The organism is Bacillus sp. FSL K6-0994, from assembly GCF_038630815.1.
Lineage (GTDB): Bacteria > Bacillota > Bacilli > Bacillales > Bacillaceae > Bacillus > Bacillus safensis.
Genome location: NZ_CP152043.1, coordinates 2120418 through 2137688, shown reverse-complemented (window position 1 = coordinate 2137688; position 17271 = coordinate 2120418). Strand labels below are relative to the sequence as shown.

Annotated in this window: 17 protein-coding genes; 13 read left to right on the top strand and 4 right to left on the bottom strand. The window is 41.6% G+C overall.

What is annotated here, in order from left to right; translation table 11 throughout:
* Window positions 1-12 precede the first annotated feature (12 nt).
* Complete coding sequence (locus tag MHB69_RS10940; RefSeq protein WP_024422912.1) at window positions 13-477, top strand: chemotaxis protein CheW; 465 nt, start codon at window positions 13-15, stop codon at window positions 475-477.
* A gap of 36 nt (window positions 478-513) precedes the next feature.
* On the opposite strand, the gene MHB69_RS10935 is transcribed toward MHB69_RS10940, so the two are convergent.
* Together MHB69_RS10935 and MHB69_RS10930 are read right to left on the bottom strand one after the other, a co-directional pair.
* Entirely contained in the window at window positions 514-1293 is a 780-nt protein-coding gene (locus MHB69_RS10935; RefSeq protein WP_046312291.1) for a membrane protein insertase YidC, read from the bottom strand.
* 66 nt (window positions 1294-1359) lie between these two features.
* Window positions 1360-1641: a hypothetical protein gene (locus MHB69_RS10930; RefSeq protein WP_024422910.1), complete on the bottom strand. Its 282-nt coding sequence runs from the start codon at window positions 1639-1641 to the stop codon at window positions 1360-1362.
* A 180-nt stretch (window positions 1642-1821) separates the two neighbouring features.
* On the opposite strand from MHB69_RS10930, the gene MHB69_RS10925 reads away from it, so the two are divergent.
* The 10 genes from MHB69_RS10925 (at window position 1822) to MHB69_RS10880 (ending at window position 12291) form a co-directional block, all read left to right on the top strand.
* The gene (locus MHB69_RS10925) at window positions 1822-2814 is read left to right on the top strand and encodes a carbon-nitrogen hydrolase family protein (protein ID WP_342495554.1); all 993 of its coding nucleotides are present in this window, start codon (window positions 1822-1824) and stop codon (window positions 2812-2814) included.
* A gap of 298 nt (window positions 2815-3112) precedes the next feature.
* Complete coding sequence (locus MHB69_RS10920) at window positions 3113-4357, top strand: DNA polymerase IV (protein ID WP_034280775.1); 1245 nt, start codon at window positions 3113-3115, stop codon at window positions 4355-4357.
* Between the two features lie 98 nt (window positions 4358-4455).
* On the top strand, window positions 4456-5865 hold the full coding sequence (gene gndA, locus MHB69_RS10915; protein ID WP_034280291.1) for an NADP-dependent phosphogluconate dehydrogenase: 1410 nt from the start codon (window positions 4456-4458) through the stop codon (window positions 5863-5865).
* Between the two features lie 116 nt (window positions 5866-5981).
* Window positions 5982-6833 carry a GRP family sugar transporter gene (locus MHB69_RS10910; RefSeq protein ID WP_342496234.1) on the top strand — a complete coding sequence of 284 codons (852 nt, stop codon included), beginning with the start codon at window positions 5982-5984 and terminating at the stop codon, window positions 6831-6833.
* Window positions 6834-6845: 12 nt separating this feature from the next.
* On the top strand, window positions 6846-7631 hold the full coding sequence (locus MHB69_RS10905; protein ID WP_034622353.1) for an SDR family oxidoreductase: 786 nt from the start codon (window positions 6846-6848) through the stop codon (window positions 7629-7631).
* Between the two features lie 338 nt (window positions 7632-7969).
* Entirely contained in the window at window positions 7970-8281 is a 312-nt protein-coding gene (locus MHB69_RS10900) for a PTS sugar transporter subunit IIB (RefSeq protein WP_024422905.1), read from the top strand.
* Window positions 8282-8284: 3 nt separating this feature from the next.
* A complete protein-coding gene (locus MHB69_RS10895) occupies window positions 8285-8617 on the top strand; it encodes a PTS lactose/cellobiose transporter subunit IIA (protein ID WP_034280297.1) in 333 nt (110 codons plus the stop codon).
* Between the two features lie 25 nt (window positions 8618-8642).
* Window positions 8643-9989, top strand: a complete 1347-nt coding sequence (celB, locus tag MHB69_RS10890) for a PTS cellobiose transporter subunit IIC (RefSeq protein ID WP_034280299.1) — start codon at window positions 8643-8645, stop codon at window positions 9987-9989.
* Window positions 9973-11379, top strand: a complete 1407-nt coding sequence (locus tag MHB69_RS10885) for a glycoside hydrolase family 1 protein (RefSeq protein ID WP_034280300.1) — start codon at window positions 9973-9975, stop codon at window positions 11377-11379. Before celB ends, MHB69_RS10885 begins: the two co-directional genes overlap by 17 nt.
* A 189-nt stretch (window positions 11380-11568) precedes the next feature.
* Window positions 11569-12291, top strand: a complete 723-nt coding sequence (locus MHB69_RS10880) for a GntR family transcriptional regulator (protein WP_034280302.1) — start codon at window positions 11569-11571, stop codon at window positions 12289-12291.
* Window positions 12292-12338: 47 nt separating this feature from the next.
* Here the strand turns inward: MHB69_RS10880 and zwf are convergent, their stop codons facing one another.
* Entirely contained in the window at window positions 12339-13814 is a 1476-nt protein-coding gene (zwf, locus tag MHB69_RS10875) for a glucose-6-phosphate dehydrogenase (RefSeq protein ID WP_034280304.1), read from the bottom strand.
* Between the two features lie 221 nt (window positions 13815-14035).
* Between zwf and rnz the strand changes: the two genes are divergently transcribed.
* Both rnz and MHB69_RS10865 read left to right on the top strand, forming a co-directional pair.
* On the top strand, window positions 14036-14965 hold the full coding sequence (gene rnz / locus MHB69_RS10870) for a ribonuclease Z (protein ID WP_034280306.1): 930 nt from the start codon (window positions 14036-14038) through the stop codon (window positions 14963-14965).
* A 139-nt stretch (window positions 14966-15104) separates the two neighbouring features.
* On the top strand, window positions 15105-16412 hold the full coding sequence (locus MHB69_RS10865; RefSeq protein ID WP_342489515.1) for an aminotransferase class I/II-fold pyridoxal phosphate-dependent enzyme: 1308 nt from the start codon (window positions 15105-15107) through the stop codon (window positions 16410-16412).
* A 46-nt stretch (window positions 16413-16458) separates the two neighbouring features.
* Here MHB69_RS10865 and MHB69_RS10860 read toward each other — a convergent pair whose 3' ends face one another.
* Entirely contained in the window at window positions 16459-17223 is a 765-nt protein-coding gene (locus MHB69_RS10860) for an alpha/beta hydrolase (protein WP_342495553.1), read from the bottom strand.
* Window positions 17224-17271 lie beyond the last annotated feature (48 nt).

Here is a 17271-nt window from a genome sequence, read left to right as displayed (position 1 = left end):
GCAGGAGACTCTGTGAGCACGCAAAAGATTATTATTTTTCAGGTGGGACAAGAGGAGTTTGGCATCAGTGTAGAGCATATTCGTTCGATTGAAAAGGTCCCTTACTTACAAGAAGTATCGAATCTTCCAAAAGAAATTAAAGGCCTGATGTCATTAAGAGGAGAGGTCATTCCTGTCAGTGATACAGGCGTGATGCTTCACGGAAAGCCTCTTGATGTGAACGAGCAGTCAAAGGTGCTGTTATTTGAAGTTAACGATCAAATGATTGGCTGTCTTGTCTCAGATGCAAAAGATATCATCGATATCGAGCAGAGCGAGATCAAGCCATTTCATATGAACACGAAGGCCTCTGAATATTTCTTCGGCGTTGTGGAGAGAGAAAACAAAATGATTTTACAAGTGGACCCAAATAAGTTCCTTGGGAAAATTGAGGACCTCGATCAATTGCCAGACCGGTTGAAAGAAGAGTTGGCATAATGAAAAGCCCCTTATCTAAAGATAAGGGGTTTATTTTTATTCAGCAGCTGGTTTGGCTTGTTCGTTAGCCGCAGCTTTCGTTTTTGATTTTTGGTACATGACATTTAAAATAATTGTTTGTATCGTGAGTAGTAGTCCGCTTGTCATCCAGTATAAAGGAAGAGCAGCGGGTGCATTAATTGAAAGAAACAGCATCATGATTGGGAAAATCATGCCCATTACTTTCGCTTGCTTCAGCGCAGCCTCTGTCTGGGTGCCTGATTGCTTCGCATATTTTTGCGTGACATAAAATTGCAAGAAATACATAGCCCCTGCAAAGACTGCCACCAATAAATCGGTTTGTCCTAAGTTAAACCATAAGAACGTATGAGTTGCGATCTCAGGTGTTGAGCGGATTGCTGAGTAAAAGCCAAGAACAATTGGAATTTGAATCAGCATAGGCAGACAGCCCATTGCCAGCGGGTTCACATTGTTCTCTTTATATACTTTCATCATTTCCATTTGCAGTTCTTTTTGTTTTTCAGGATCTTTCGTTTTCTTCAATTTGCTTTGTATTTGGTCAATCTGAGGTTTCACCAGTGCCATTTTTTCCTGCATGACTCTTTGCTTCTTAAATTGATTCGCAAAAAGCGGGAAAATCAGCAGGCGGACAATCAAGGTGACAAACATAATGGATAAACCATAATCATCATGGAAAAAGTTCGCAAGCCAAATGATCAGCTCAGAAAAAGGCTGAACAAAATAATGATGGAAAAACCCATCAGAGCTCGTATTCGTTTGCGCACTCGCTGCAAATGCAGGTGACGCAATCATCATCAAACATAAAGTCGTAAAAACAGTCAATAAACGTTTCAATTCGTTTCCTCCTCATGATTAAAAAATTTAATTAGTGAGAGGAAGCGAATGGTCTTCATCATCATTAGATGATCTTTTCATTCGAATGACTTTACTAATCCAAGTTGTAATGCGATCATATATGATAAACAGAAAGTCTGTTCGATTCAAGCAAGATGCGTCCAACTCTTCCAAACGATGTCCACCAAGGTGTTCGTTCATACGGCAGTCTTTTAGTAAAAACGCAATGCCGATGGCCGTCAGCGCTGGAAGAATAATCGTAAAGAATTCAACAAGGAAAAAGACTTCATTGAATGTATCAATAATCATGATTATCACATCCATTTCATTACTCACAGTGTACTATACACATGGTTAAATGTCTAACAGAACCACGTGTTTTCTATATTAAATAAAATTCCTTATTTTGTATAAAATAGTAAATGTCATCCAAACTTCATATTTCCTATCCTATAATGAGGGGGATGAAAAGAAATGGAGGTTTTGAATATGACAAGTATTTACCCAAAGTTTCGAGCAGCTGCGGTACAAGCAGCACCTGTCTATTTAAATTTGGAAGCAACCGTTGAGAAATCATGTGATCTGATCGACGAGGCAGCTTCAAATGGTGCAAAGCTTGTGGCATTCCCAGAAGCATTTTTACCTGGTTATCCTTGGTTTGCTTTTATTGGTCATCCAGAATACACGAGAAAGTTCTATCATGAATTATATAAAAATGCAGTTGAAATCCCTAGCTTAGCCATTCAAAAAATCAGTGAGGCAGCAAAAAGAAATGAAACGTACGTTTGTATATCATGCAGTGAAAAAGATGGCGGCTCTCTCTATTTAGCTCAGCTTTGGTTTAATCCGAATGGGGATTTAATTGGAAAACATCGGAAAATGAGAGCTTCTGTAGCAGAAAGACTCATTTGGGGGGACGGAAGTGGAAGTATGATGCCGGTGTTTCAAACTGACATTGGAAACCTTGGCGGATTAATGTGCTGGGAGCATCAAGTTCCACTTGATCTTATGGCGATGAATGCCCAAAATGAGCAGGTACATGTAGCCTCTTGGCCAGGTTATTTTGACGATGAAATTTCAAGCAGATATTATGCCATCGCGACACAGACATTTGTGCTGATGACTTCATCTATATATACGGAAGAAATGAAAGAGATGATTTGCTTAACGCAGGAGCAAAGAGATTACTTTGAAACATTTAAGAGCGGGCATACGTGCATTTACGGGCCGGATGGGGAACCGATCAGTGATATGGTTCCAGCTGAAACAGAGGGAATTGCTTACGCTGAAATTGATGTAGAAAGAGTCATTGATTACAAGTATTATATTGATCCGGCTGGACACTACTCCAATCAAAGTTTGAGTATGAATTTTAATCAACAGCCCACTCCGGTTGTGAAACAATTATATCATCAAAAAAATGAAGTATTCACATATGAGGACATTCAATATCAACATGGTATACTTGAAGAAAAAGTGTAAATGAACGTGAAACCCAGCGCGCAGACAAACCCTCGCATTCGGTGTCAGTCCTGCGCTCCGATGCTCGTCCTTCCTAGGGCTGCCAAGGTTTTTGATCACGCTGAAAAGAAGACAAAGGGCTAAAATCAAGATCAATTTAGCCCTTTGTCAACAATCTGGAACCTTCTCTTTTTTAGAGAAGGTTTTTTTGAGGAAAGATGAAATAAATCAATGTATAATTGAGCATAAAAGGGATCCATCATGTTTGATATATGAGGAAACAGCTGATCAAAATACAGGTAGACAAGAAAATGGGGTTATGCCAATGTCAAATATTATTTTTCATATAGACATGAATGCTTTTTATGCCAATGTAGAAATGGCGTATGATCCTTCTTTGCGGGGGAAACCTTTAGCCATCAGCGGAAATGCAAAAGAGCGTAAAGGGATTGTTGTGACGTGCAGCTACGAGGCAAGAGCACTAGGTGTGAAGCCCCCGATGCCCTTATGGGAGGCGAAGCGGCTATGTCCGGGACTCATTGTCCGCACACCGAACTTTGACCGATACCGCAGCTCCTCACAAGAGATGTTTACAATACTAAGAGAATACAGTGATTTAGTTGAACCTGTATCGATTGATGAGGGCTATATTGATTTAACGCATACACCATATGCCGAGCATGCGGTAAAAACGGCTCATGATATTCAAACAAGGCTTGTAGAGGAGCTGATGCTACCTTCAAGTATCGGCATTGCACCGAATAAATTTTTAGCGAAAATGGCGTCTAATTGGAAAAAGCCAATGGGCATCACCATATTGCGTAAACGAGATGTTCCGAATATGCTCTGGCCGCTCCCTGCTGGTGACATGCATGGGGTTGGACAAAAAACGGCAGATAAATTAAAAAAAATCGGAATTCATACTATTGAAGACTTAGCGAAAGCGAATGAGTATACGCTAAAAGAATTGCTTGGCATTAATGGACCGAGATTAAAGCAAAAGGCGAATGGTGAACATGACGGCATCGTGGACCCAGAAAGAATATACGAATTTAAATCCGTCGGCAATTCATCCACTCTGCCTCATGATTCGGATGATTCAGATGAACTTGTCACGTTAATTGATAAGCTGTCACAATCTGTGAGTGCAAGGTTAAGGAGAAAAGAAGTGATGGCAAATCGTCTGCTCATCATGATTCGGTATGCAAGCTGGAAAAATATCACGCGAAGTGTCATGCTCACGAATCCAACGGATCGAAAGGAAGATATATTTGAAGCGGCAAAGCAGTTATTCCTTAAACATTGGAATGACCAGCCAGTGAGGCTCTTAGGTGTGACGGGGACAGACCTTGTCGAACGAAAAGCAGCTGTTAAACAGCTTGATTTATTTTCATATACAGAAGATGCAAAAGAAGAGCCCCTCCAAACCATTTTAGATGGACTGAAAGAAAAATATGGAAAGTCATTGGTGCAAAGAGGGATCACCATTAAGGAAAAAGAGAGCAAAACAAGCGGGACAAGTTTTAATAAAGATTTTTTTCAGGACGAAAGAGGAAATGACTAGCCTGAAAACTTGATAAAAGAGGTGATGTTGTGGTAATTTCAAAGGGTACATCATTTCAGCAGTAATCAATATAGTGTGTTAGAAGGGACGTCAGAATTATGTCAAAACAACAAATCGGTGTGGTTGGACTAGCCGTTATGGGGAAAAACCTTGCCCTCAATATTGAAAGCCGCGGTTTCTCCGTATCCGTTTATAACAGATCTAGCAGCAAAACAGAAGAGTTTCTTCAAGAAGCAGAAGGAAAAAACGTTGTTGGCACATACAGCATCGAAGAATTTGTTCAGTCGCTTGAAACACCGCGTAAAATTCTTTTAATGGTAAAAGCTGGTGCAGCAACAGATGCAACCATTCAATCATTACTTCCTCACCTAGAGAAAGGTGACATTTTAATTGATGGTGGAAATACATATTACAAGGATACACAAAGACGTAACCAAGAGCTTGCAGAGAGTGGTATTCACTTCATTGGTACAGGTGTTTCCGGCGGTGAAGAAGGCGCGCTAAAAGGCCCTTCCATCATGCCAGGCGGTCAAAAAGAAGCGCATGAGCTAGTGAAACCAATCTTAGAAGCGATCTCTGCGAAAGTAGATGGCGAGCCTTGTACAACGTATATCGGCCCAGATGGAGCAGGACATTATGTCAAAATGGTTCATAACGGTATCGAGTACGGAGATATGCAATTGATCTCTGAATCATACTTTATCTTGAAGCATGTTGCTGGTTTGTCAGCAGCGGAGCTTCATGAAGTATTCTCAGAGTGGAATAAGGGCGAGCTTGACAGCTATTTAATCGAAATTACAGCTGACATTTTCACAAAAGTGGATGAAGAAACAAACCAGCCGCTTGTGGATGTGATCTTAGATAAAGCTGGTCAAAAAGGAACTGGAAAATGGACAAGCAAAAGCTCACTTGATCTAGGTGTCCCGCTTCCAATCATTACTGAGTCTGTTTTTGCGCGCTACATTTCTGCAATGAAAGATGAGCGTGTGGAAGCAAGTCAATTGATCGAAGGTCCTGAGCCAGCGCAATCAGCTGAGAATAAACAAGAGCTGATCGAAGCGGTTAGAAAAGCCCTATTCATGAGTAAAATCTGCTCTTACGCACAAGGCTTTGCGCAAATGAAAGCAGCGTCTGATGAATATAACTGGGATTTAAAATACGGTGAAATTGCGATGATCTTCCGCGGCGGATGTATCATTCGTGCAGCCTTCTTACAACAAATTAAAGAAGCATATGACCGTAATCCTGAACTGAAAAACCTATTGCTTGATCCATACTTTAAGGATATTGCTCAAAACTATCAGTCATCACTTCGTAAAGTCATTTCACTTGCAGTGGAACAAGGAGTTCCTGTTCCTTCATTCTCAAGTGCACTTGCTTACTTTGATAGCTATCGCACAGCTGTCCTTCCAGCGAATTTAATTCAAGCACAGCGTGACTATTTCGGTGCACATACGTATGAGCGCACAGATAAAGAAGGCGTATTCCATACTGAATGGATGAAATAAATAGAGAACGACTGAAAAACCTTACCTTTGGTAAGGTTTTTTTGTTTGTATCTTTTCGGCTAAAAATGTGAAAAAGAGGGATGCTATGTAAAAAAGACAAGAAAGTAGGGATAGAAGTGGGCATTTTATATGCACTTCTCCCAGCGATATTTTGGGGAAGTATTGTTCTCATCAGTGTCAAACTAGGCGGGAATGCGTATCAGCAAACCCTCGGCATTACGCTCGGCGCATTTTTATTTTCGATTGCAGCGTTTCTCATCAAAATGCCAGAGCTGACACCGCTTATTTTTGCGGTTTCCGTCATTTCAGGCATCTTCTGGAGTATTGGACAAATGAATCAGCTTTCAAGTGTTGCTTTTCTCGGTGTATCTAAAGCGGTTCCTTTATCAACGGGCATGCAGCTTGTGAGCACAACGCTATTTGGTGTCATGGTCTTCAAAGAATGGCAGACGATGACGGTCATACTCATTGGTTCTTGCGCCATTTTACTGATTATTGCAGGTGTTGTGATGACATCGCTCGGTCAAAAAAAGAATGGCGGCGGGGGGGATGGCAGAGGCAATTTTAAAAAAGGGATTATTATTCTGCTCATCTCAACCGTTGGCTACGTCGGATATGTCGTCATTTTAAGATGGTTTGATATTGATGGCTGGTCTGCACTTGTCCCGCAATCCGTCGGCATGCTGCTTTCATCCTTAGCGATTAGTTTAAAGCAGGACCCATTTAGTAAATATACGTTTAGAAATATCATTGCCGGTCTTGTTTGGTCAACAGGAAATCTTGGTCTGCTTTTGGCCATTCCATTAATCGGCGTAGCCGTAAGCTTTTCGATGTCACAAACAGGGATTGTTATCTCAACACTAGGCGGCATTTACTTATTAAAAGAGAAAGCATCTAGAAAAAGCTTTGTCATTGCAGGCTGCTTGATGATTATTGCAGGCGGTGTACTGCTAGGCTTTACAAAATAGGAGGTTACACGAATGTATCCAGATTTAGAAGGAAAAACAGTTCTGATTACAGGTGCAGGTACAGGGATTGGTCAAGCGATGGCCCGCCGATTTGGACAAGAAAAAGCCAATGTGGTGATCAATTACTTCTCCGATAAAGAAAATCCGGATGATACCATTGCAGAAATTCAAAAACATGGCGGACAGGCTGTGAAAATCAAGGGAGACGTATCAAAGGAAGAGGATATGCAGGCGATGATTGATAAAGCTGTTGATACATTTGGCAGTCTTGATGTGATGATCAATAACGCAGGCATTGAAAATGAAGTACCTTCTACCGAAATGACGCTGGATAATTGGAACAAAGTGATGTCTACCAATTTAACAGGCATGTTTCTAGGGTGCCGTGATGCACTGAAGTATATGACAGATCATGGGATAGAAGGTTCGATCATTAATATGTCGTCGGTTCATCAGCAAATTCCTTGGCCTCATTTCGTGCATTATGCAGCCAGTAAAGGAGGGGCAAAGCTTTTGACAGAAACATTGGCGCTTGAATATGCCCCTAAAAAAATCCGTGTAAACAGCATTGCACCTGGCGCCATTGATACCCCGATTAATGCGGAGAAATTCGATGATCCAGCATTGAAAAAAGGCGTGATTGAGCTGATTCCAATCGGTTATATTGGAAAGCCAGAAGAAGTGGCAGCATGTGCTGTCTGGCTGGCATCAAAAGAGGCGAGCTATGTCACAGGCCTGACGTTATATGTAGACGGCGGCATGACAAAGTATCCTGGGTTCCAGGCAGGAAAAGGATAAGACAATGAAGACAAAGAGCGTAAAATACGCTCTTTCAGCGTGTAGACAAACCCTCGCATTCGGTGTCAGGTCTGCGCTCCGGTGCTCACGAATGTCAAATTCGCTCCGCTCCTGTGCTCGTCCTTCCTAGGGCTGCAAAGGTTTTCTATCAGGCTGAAAAGAAGACAAAGGGCTAAAATCAAGCATTTTAGCCCTTTGTCAACAATCTGAACGAGCGTACAATACGCTCTTTTTTTATATTAAATACAGACAAATGAAATTAAATGTCTAGACATTTAAAAATAAAAATATATAATATTAATTGGAAGCGCTTTTATTACAACAATGGGGTGAGAGAAATGAAACGTATTTTATTAGCATGCAGTTCGGGAATGTCTACGAGTTTACTAGTGACAAAGATGAAAGCACATGCCGATTCAATTGGGGACGAAGCAGAAATTTGGGCAGTTGGTCAAGATCAAGCAAAAAAAGAAATGGCGAATGCAGATGTTGTGTTAATCGGACCGCAAATGAGCTTTTTAAAAGGAGACCTCCAAAAAGAAGCAACAAAATACGGGATTGAGGTAGAGGTCATTGATATGCAGGCATACGGGCTTGCCGATGGACAAAAAGCGTATGAACAGGCACTTACATTGATGGGGGAATCTTAAAGGATGGAAAAGAAAACACTCGAAGGGCTCACGGAGGAACAAGTGAGCTTTCAATTGATCTTACACAGCGGGAATGCACGCAGCAAATTGCTTCAGGCTCTAAAACAATATCGAGAAGGTCTAGAAGAAGAAGCTTTTGATCTTATGAAAGAAGCGGAAGAAGATTTACGGCTTGCACATGACATCCATTTTCAACTCGTGCAGAAAGAGGCAGGCGGAGAAAGGGCATCCTTTTCCTTACTGCTCATGCACGCTGAAGATCACTTAATGTCGACCATTACCATCAAGGAGCTTGTGGGAGAGCTCCTGCCGATATTCCAATCGCTTAAACAATAAAGGGTGTAAACAAGGGGGGAAACCAATGTTTGATAAAATAAGTGCCATTTTGGTTCCGATTGCTGGGAGATTGAACAACAACCGCTATTTAGGCGTTTTACGTGATGCCTTTATGCTTGCGTTCCCGCTCACCATCTTTGGTTCCATTATGGTTGTGCTGATGAATTTGCCATTTTTAGATAAAATCATGAGTAAAACCGTACTGGAAGGCGTCCAGTCTGCACTGAATATCGCACCGAGTGCGACCATCAGCATTATGAGTGTGTTTGTTGTATTTGGGATCGGCTACTATTTATCAAAAAGCTATGATGTAGAAGCTGTCTTTGGCGGCGTGATTGCTTTAGCCTCTTTCTTGCTTCTAACTCCGTTTTTACTAGAACAAGAAGGCGGTGCAACGATTGCAGGCGTTATCCCAGTTGATCGTTTAGGTGCAAAGGGAATGTTCCTAGGAATGATCACAGGCTTTTTGTCTGCTGAAATTTATCGTTATTTTGTCCAGAAGAAATTTGTGATCAATATGCCGCAAGGGGTTCCGCCAGCTGTTTCCAAGTCTTTTGCTGCACTGATCCCGGCTACTTTGACACTTACAACCTTTTTGTTCATTAATATCATCATTACACAAGGCTTCAAAACAAATATGCATGATTTGATTTATCATGCCATTCAGGCGCCGCTTGTCGGTCTTGGAAGCGGTATCATTCCGACGTTGATCGCTGTTTTCTTTATACAAATTCTTTGGTTCTTTGGGCTCCATGGCCAAATTATTATCAACTCTGTCATGGATCCGATTTGGAATACATTGTCCATACAAAACCTAGAAAGCTATACAAAAACAGGTGAGGTTCCTAATATCATCAGCAAGCAGTTTATTGAAATTTATACGGTTGGAATGGGTGGAACCGGTATGACGCTTGCTGTTGTGTTTACGATTTTAATTTTCCTGAAAAGTAAGCAATTAAAACAAGTAGCCAAGCTTGGCTTAGGACCAGGATTATTTAACGTCAATGAACCGATTATCTTCGGTTTACCGATTGTCATGAATCCGCTTATTCTCATTCCGTGGATTTTGGCGCCAATGGTCATTACATGTATTACTTATTTTGCGATGGCATCAGGCATTGTACCGCCGCCGACAGGCGTGAATATCCCATGGACAGTACCGATCTTTATTAGCGGAATGATGGCAACAAATTCACTAGCGGGCGGTCTGCTTCAGCTGTTTAACCTGATGATTGTGTTTGTCATTTGGTTCCCGTTCCTGAAATTTATTGACCGTATGAATGTGAAAAATGAAAAAATAACGACAACAGAAAAAACGAAGGCAGCAAATATCAAAGGCGAAGGAGACTCAATACATGTCGATGGAAACTAACAAGCAATCATATACATTCCCAGAAGGTTTCTGGTGGGGATCTTCTGCTTCTGCGACGCAAACAGAAGGGAGCGTCCCCGGCGATGGAAAGGGACCGAACATTTGGGATCATTGGTTTGAACAAGAGCCGACTCGTTTTTTTGATGGCGTAGGGCCGGACGTGACATCTCAATTTTATCGAAAATATAAAGAGGATATCCGTCTCATGAAAGAAATTGGCCACAATTCATTTCGGCTGTCGATTTCATGGTCACGCCTCTTACCTGAAGGAACAGGTGCCGTCAATGAAGAAGCGGTGTCTTTTTACAATGATGTGATCAATGAACTCATTGCACATGATATCGAGCCATTTGTGAACCTATACCATTTCGATATGCCAATGGCGCTTCAGGAGAAGGGCGGCTGGGTGAACAGACAGGTGGTCGACGACTATGTCAGCTATGCGGCATTATGCTTCCAATTATTTGGTGACCGGGTGAAAAAATGGTTTACCCATAACGAACCGATTGTGCCTGTAGAAGGCGGATATATGTATAGCTTTCATTATCCAAACGAAGTCGATTTCCAAAAGGCTGTACAGGTCGGTTTTCATGAACTTTTATCAAATGCGAAGGCGATTGCGGCTTATAAAAAGCTGCAGCAAGGCGGTAAGATTGGCATCATCCTAAACCTGACTCCTTCGTACCCGCGAAGCCAGCATCCGCGCGATGTAGAAGCAGCAGAGATGGCCGATGCTTTCTTTAACCGTTCCTTCTTAGATCCTGCGGTGAAGGGGCATTTCCCGGAAAAGCTAGTAGAAGTCTTAAAGAAAGAAGGCTTTATGCCAAGTATGGAAGAAGGGGACCTTGAGCTCATTCGAGAGAATACGATTGATCTTCTTGGCATCAACTATTATCAGCCAAGAAGAGTGAAAGCGAAAGAGCATATGCCGCACCCTCAAGCACCATTTATGCCGAACCATTATTTTGATTCTTTTGAGATGCCGGGAAGAAAAATGAATGTGTATCGAGGCTGGGAAATCTATGAAAAGGGCATTTATGACATATTGAAAAAAGTCCAAACAGACTATGATAATATTGAATGTTTTATTTCTGAAAATGGCATGGGTGTCGAAGGAGAAGAGCGGTTTAAGGATGAAGAAGGAATGATTCATGACGATTACCGCATTGACTTTATTTCTGAGCATCTCAAATGGGTTCATCGAGCTATTCAAGAAGGAAGCAATGTGAAAGGCTATCATCTATGGACCTTTATGGACAACTGGTCCTGGTCGAATGCATATAAAAATCGTTATGGATTTGTCTCAGTCGATCTTCAAAAAGACGGGAAACGAACGATTAAGAAAAGCGGATACTGGTTTCAATCCGTTTCAAAGAATAACGGTTTTTAATCAAAATACTTGCTCTTTCCTTGAAAAGAGCAGGTATTTTTCTTATGTGACGGGAAGTGGATGAAACAAAAATGGCTGGCACCTTTTAAGCTCACATCCCTTAGTGTAAAATGAGAGGAAGGCTAAAAAACGCCATATTTCCTTCTAGAATAAAGCGCTATGAAAAAACAAGTCAGTTGGTGGTGTGAGATGAAGAAGTATGAACTCATTTCAGAAGAAATCAGAAAACGAATAGGAACAGCATATTATCCAGAAGATCAACCCATTCCAGATGAAAACTCGCTTGCCGCCGAATTTCAATGCAGCAGAATGACAATGAAACGTGCGCTCGATCTTCTCGTTGCAGAAGGCCTGCTCTTTAGAAAAAGAGGCCACGGTACATTTATTGTAAAGGCAGCGCTCAATCAAGGGGCAATCAATGTATCAGGCCATGAAAATAAAGGGTTCACAAAGGTCATGGCAGATAAAAACGTCACGACTCAAATCATTCATTTTGATGTCCATTTTCCAAGCGAAGAGGTGGCAGCCCACTTATCTATTGACTCAACCACACCTATTTATGATATCATCCGGCTCCGTCTTGTGGATGAAGAGCCTTATGTATTAGAAAAAACGTTTATGCCTGTTAATCTCATTAAGGGCATAGATGAAAAAGTTCTACTGGGTTCTATCTATGGCTACATTTCAAATCAGCTTCATTTAAAAATAGCAGGAGCGCACAAGAAAATTAGAGCGGCTAAATCAGATCAGCTGGATCAGCAGTATTTAGGGTGTGACCCCACAGATCCTGTGCTTGAAGTCGAGCAGGTTGCTTATTTAAACGCAGGGCAGCCGTTTGAATATTCATTTAGCCATCATCGCTATGATAAATTTGACTTTTCAACGGTTGAAATAACAAAAACAGGACGTTAAAAAAAGAGCAGAACCCCCAAGGGAGACTGCTCTTTTTTCATATGATTTTATATATTCCACCAATGGTATCCATCTTTTTCTAGAAGCTCATCAGCTTCTTTCGGTCCCATAGAACCAGCAGGATAGTTTGGTTTTAATGTTTTGCTTTCTGCCCATTTCTCAGAAATCGGATCAACAAAGTTCCAAGAAAGTGCCACCTCGTCCCAGTGAGCAAAGTTTGTCGCATCGCCTAGCAAGCAGTCATGAATCAGCTTTTCATATGCTTCTGGTGTATTCATGATGTCGTTATAGTTTGTTTGGTAGTCAAGCTTAATCGGTTTCGCATATGTGCCGCCATCCAGCTTGCGAGCATTTAAGTGAAGGGTGATGCCTTCATCTGGCTGAATATGAATGACGAGTAAGTTTGGATGCATGGCATTTCCGTTTCCATAGTACAGGTTCATTGGAATGTCTTTAAATTGAACCACGATTTGAGTAGATTTCTTTTCTAACCGTTTTCCTGTTCGAATGTAAAATGGCACCCCGGCCCATCTAAAGTTATCAATCAGCAGTTTCCCTGCCACAAATGTTTCTGTGTTTGAGTTCGGGTCAACATTTTGCTCTTCCAGATAAGAAGGAACGACATTGCCATTCATCGTACCAGTATCATACTGACCGCGGACAAAGAATTGATCGACCTCATCTTTAGAGAAAGGACGAAGAGCGCGCAGTGCTTTCCGTTTTTCGCTGCGGATTTCCTCTGTATTCAGTTTAATTGGCGGCTCCATTGCTAAAAGGGCAACCATTTGAAGCATATGGTTTTGGACCATATCTCTTAGTGCACCAGAATTTTCGTAATATCGAGCCCGGTCTTCAACCCCTAAGGATTCACTGGATGTAATTTGAATGTTTGAAATATAGCGGTTTGTCCAAAGTGGTTCAAAGATGGCATTTGCAAAGCGGATGACTTCAATGTTTTGAACCATTTGTTTACCAAGGTAGTGGTCAATACGATAAATTTGATCTTCTGTGAATGCATCACGAATTTCTTCATTTAATGTTTTGGCACTTGGCAGATCGTGCCCAAATGGCTTTTCAATGACAAGTCGTGACCAGCCGGTTGTTTCTGATACGCCCTCACTCTTTAGGAACTTCGCAATCGTTCCGAAAAATTCTGGTGCCATAGCTAAATAGAACATGCGGTTATTTGGGATACTGTACGTATCTTCAAGGCCTGTTAAAAGCGTGTTTAGCGATTGATAGGAAGCAGGGCTTGATACGTCAAAATCGTGATAATAGAAATGTGAAATGAATTCCTCTGTTTTCGCTTCTGCATCATCAGAAGAAACAGATTCCTTTACCACAGCTCTGAGGTCCTCATGAGACCACGGGCGGCGTCCAACTCCGACAACAGCGAATTGATCACCTAGCTTTCCGCTATGGTAAAGTCTATGTATAGAAGGGTAGAGCTTGCGTTTGGCAAGGTCTCCTGTTGCGCCAAAAATGACAATGACTGCTTTAGGGTTGTTAGTTTCTGTATTCACGAGAAGTACCTCACTTTATTCGTAGCATTGTTGTAAAAACCGAGAATGTATGTACATTTTCTTTATTTTAAAGCTTCATTGTTCGTAAAGCAAACATTTGATTCGACTTTTTCTGCTCTCGTTTCACTTTTTTCAATAATTCCGCTGAATTCACATTTACCTTGTCTTCATGTATTCTATATGAATGAAGATATTGTATACCGGCTTTAGGAGGAAAAGTAATGGAACTGCTCTTTTTAGGAACAGGTGCAGGCATACCTGCAAAAACAAGAAACGTCACTTGCACAGCGCTAAAGCTTTTAGAAGAAAGAAATGCAGTGTGGCTTTTTGATTGCGGAGAAGCAACGCAGCATCAAATCTTACATACAACGATTAAACCGAGAAAGATCGAGAAAATATTTATCACACATATGCACGGTGATCATGTATATGGTCTTCCGGGACTCCTTGGCAGCAGATCCTTTCAAGGCGGGGAGGATGAATTGACGATCTATGGACCAAAGGGCATCAAGGCCTTTGTGAATGCAGCACTTTCAGCTACACAAACGCATTTGACATATCCGCTGCATATCATAGAAATAGATGAAGGGATCGTCTTTGAAGATGATACCTTTCAAGTAGAAGCAAGAAGAGTCTCTCACGGGATTCCAGCTTACGGCTATCGGGTTGTGGAAAAAGATATGCCTGGTTCATTAAAAGCCGAAGACCTAAAAGAAATCGGTGTAAAACCTGGACCTTTGTATCAGAAGTTGAAAAATGGGGAAACCGTGACACTCGAAGATGGAAGAACCATTGATGGAACCGATTATTTGGAACCCCCTAAAAAAGGGAGAATCGTTGCATTTTCAGGAGATACCCGTTTGTGCGAGAATATAACAAGGCTTGCCAAAAATGCGGACGTGTTAGTCCATGAAGCAACATTCGGTAAAGAAGATGCAGATTTAGCCTACAATTATTATCACAGTACAACAGAACAAGCAGCGAAAACAGCACAGGAAGCGGGCGCAAAAAGGCTCATTTTGACCCATATAAGTGCACGTTACCAAGGAGAAGAGGCACTGAAACAACTGTTGAAAGAAGCCCGCGATATATTCCCGCTGACAGAAGCTGCACATGATTTCTCTTCTTTCCCCATTGAACGCACCCTGTAAAAATTGGATGAATCGTCAAAAAAAGTTGTGTGATTTTTTTGATATTTATGATGACGCTCTTTTTCAGGTAGTGGTAAAATGGTGAAGAAAAAACAAATGACGAATTAAACTATGAAGAATACGGGAGGCACAATCAAAGATGAGCGGTTTTACAGCATTAAGTGAAGCAGAATTGAATGACCTATATGTGGCACTACAAAATGAGTATGAAACTTACAAAAGTAAAAACTTGCACTTAGACATGTCTAGAGGGAAGCCTTCACCAAAACAGCTCGATTTGTCTATGGGCATGCTCGATGTTGTGACATCAAAGGATGCAATGACAGCTGAAGATGGCACAGATGTGCGAAACTATGGCGGCTTGACAGGCCTTCCTGAAACGAAGACATTTTTTGCAGAAGTACTCAATTTAAAGCCAGAACAAATCATCATCGGCGGTAATTCTAGCCTGAATATGATGCATGATACCATTGCACGTGCGATGACTCACGGCGTATGTGACAGCAAAACTCCTTGGGGAGAGCTGCCAAAGGTAAAATTCCTTGCACCAAGCCCAGGGTATGACCGTCATTTTGCCATTTGTGAGCTATTTAACATAGAGATGATCACGGTCGATATGAAGGCTGATGGACCTGATATGGATCAGGTAGAAAAATTGGTCGCAGAAGATGAAGCGATTAAAGGCATTTGGTGTGTACCGAAATATAGCAATCCAGACGGCATTACGTATTCAGATGAAGTCGTTGACCGCCTAGCTTCAATGAAAACAAAAGCAGACGACTTCCGCATTTTTTGGGATGATGCATATGCAGTCCACCATCTAACGGATACACCTGATACGTTAAAAGATATTTTTCAAGCAATTGAAGAGGCAGGATACCCGAACCGTGTGTTTATGTTTGCGTCTACGTCTAAAATTACATTCCCAGGCTCAGGTGTTGCACTGATGGCGTCTAGCCCTGACAATGTGAGCTTCACTCAAAAGCAATTATCGATTCAAACGATCGGACCAGACAAAATCAATCAACTAAGACATCTTCGTTTCTTCCAAAATCCAGAAGGTTTGAAGGAACATATGAAAAAGCATGCGGCGATCATTAAGCCAAAATTTGACCTCGTTCTTTCCATTCTTGACGAAAAACTTGGCGGGAAAGACATCGCTGAATGGCACAAGCCAAATGGCGGATATTTCATTAGTTTAAATACACTTGATCATTGTGCAAAAGCTGTTGTGCAAAAAGCAAAAGAAGCAGGTGTCACAATGACAGGTGCAGGTGCAACATATCCATATGGAAAAGATCCGCTTGATCGCAACATTCGCATTGCACCAACATTCCCGGCTCTTGAAGAACTAGAGCAAGCGATTGACATCTTTACATTATGTGTTCAGCTTGTCAGCATTGAAAAGCTGCTTTCTCAAAAAAGTCAATCTGCTCCAACGGCATAAATAGAAGAAACTCCTTGACTCATAACGGGTCAAGGAGTTTTTTATTTTAATTAGCAGTTTGGTAATAGGAGACAGGTTGTTTGGCTGCGCACCATACATCATAGATAGCAAGCTGTACAATATGCGGTTCATCATGATGAATATAGTGCGAGCTGTTTTGCGCCTGAATCCATCCGCTTTGGGATGACAAAGACAGCATGCGTTTATGAAGTCTGAGCCAAGCTTCATGAGCTGGGTGAAACAATCGGCTCTTACCTGATGAAATGACAAGAAGCGGCATCATTCCAAAATGAGTTTGCTCCTCTTTCATTGTGCTTAACATTTGCTGAAAGTCCTCATGCGTACATTCTGCTGTAAACTGCGCCATATATGAAGTGCGTTCTTCCTTTGATAAAAGCGGCAGGATCATCTGCTCTTGCTCCTCGCTTGCTGGGTCTAACAGCACCATGCCAATGACATCATCTCCTCTGCGGCTTGCCCATAACCGGCTGACAAGAGAGCCAAATGAGTGAGCGACAATAAGAAATGGCGGCTGAATATTGGCTTCTTTCAGCAGCGCATCTAAATCATCAGCGAGGTCATGCAAGGTTCTTCCTTCACCACTCTCACTGCTCTTTCCAGTTCCTAAACGGTCGTATAAGAAAACCCCAAGCTCTGGGTCAATATCACGTGCCAAATTCGACCACGTATCACTAGAAATGCCGTAGCCTGCTTCAAAGATAATCGTGGCTTGCCTTTTGCCTTGACGATGTTTTGTATAAAAGTGGTGTCCATCTATATGATACATTTTTTCAATCATTACCGAATTCATTCTTCCATCTCCTCTAAGCAGTTCTTTAGCTAAAAGACGGCACAAAAG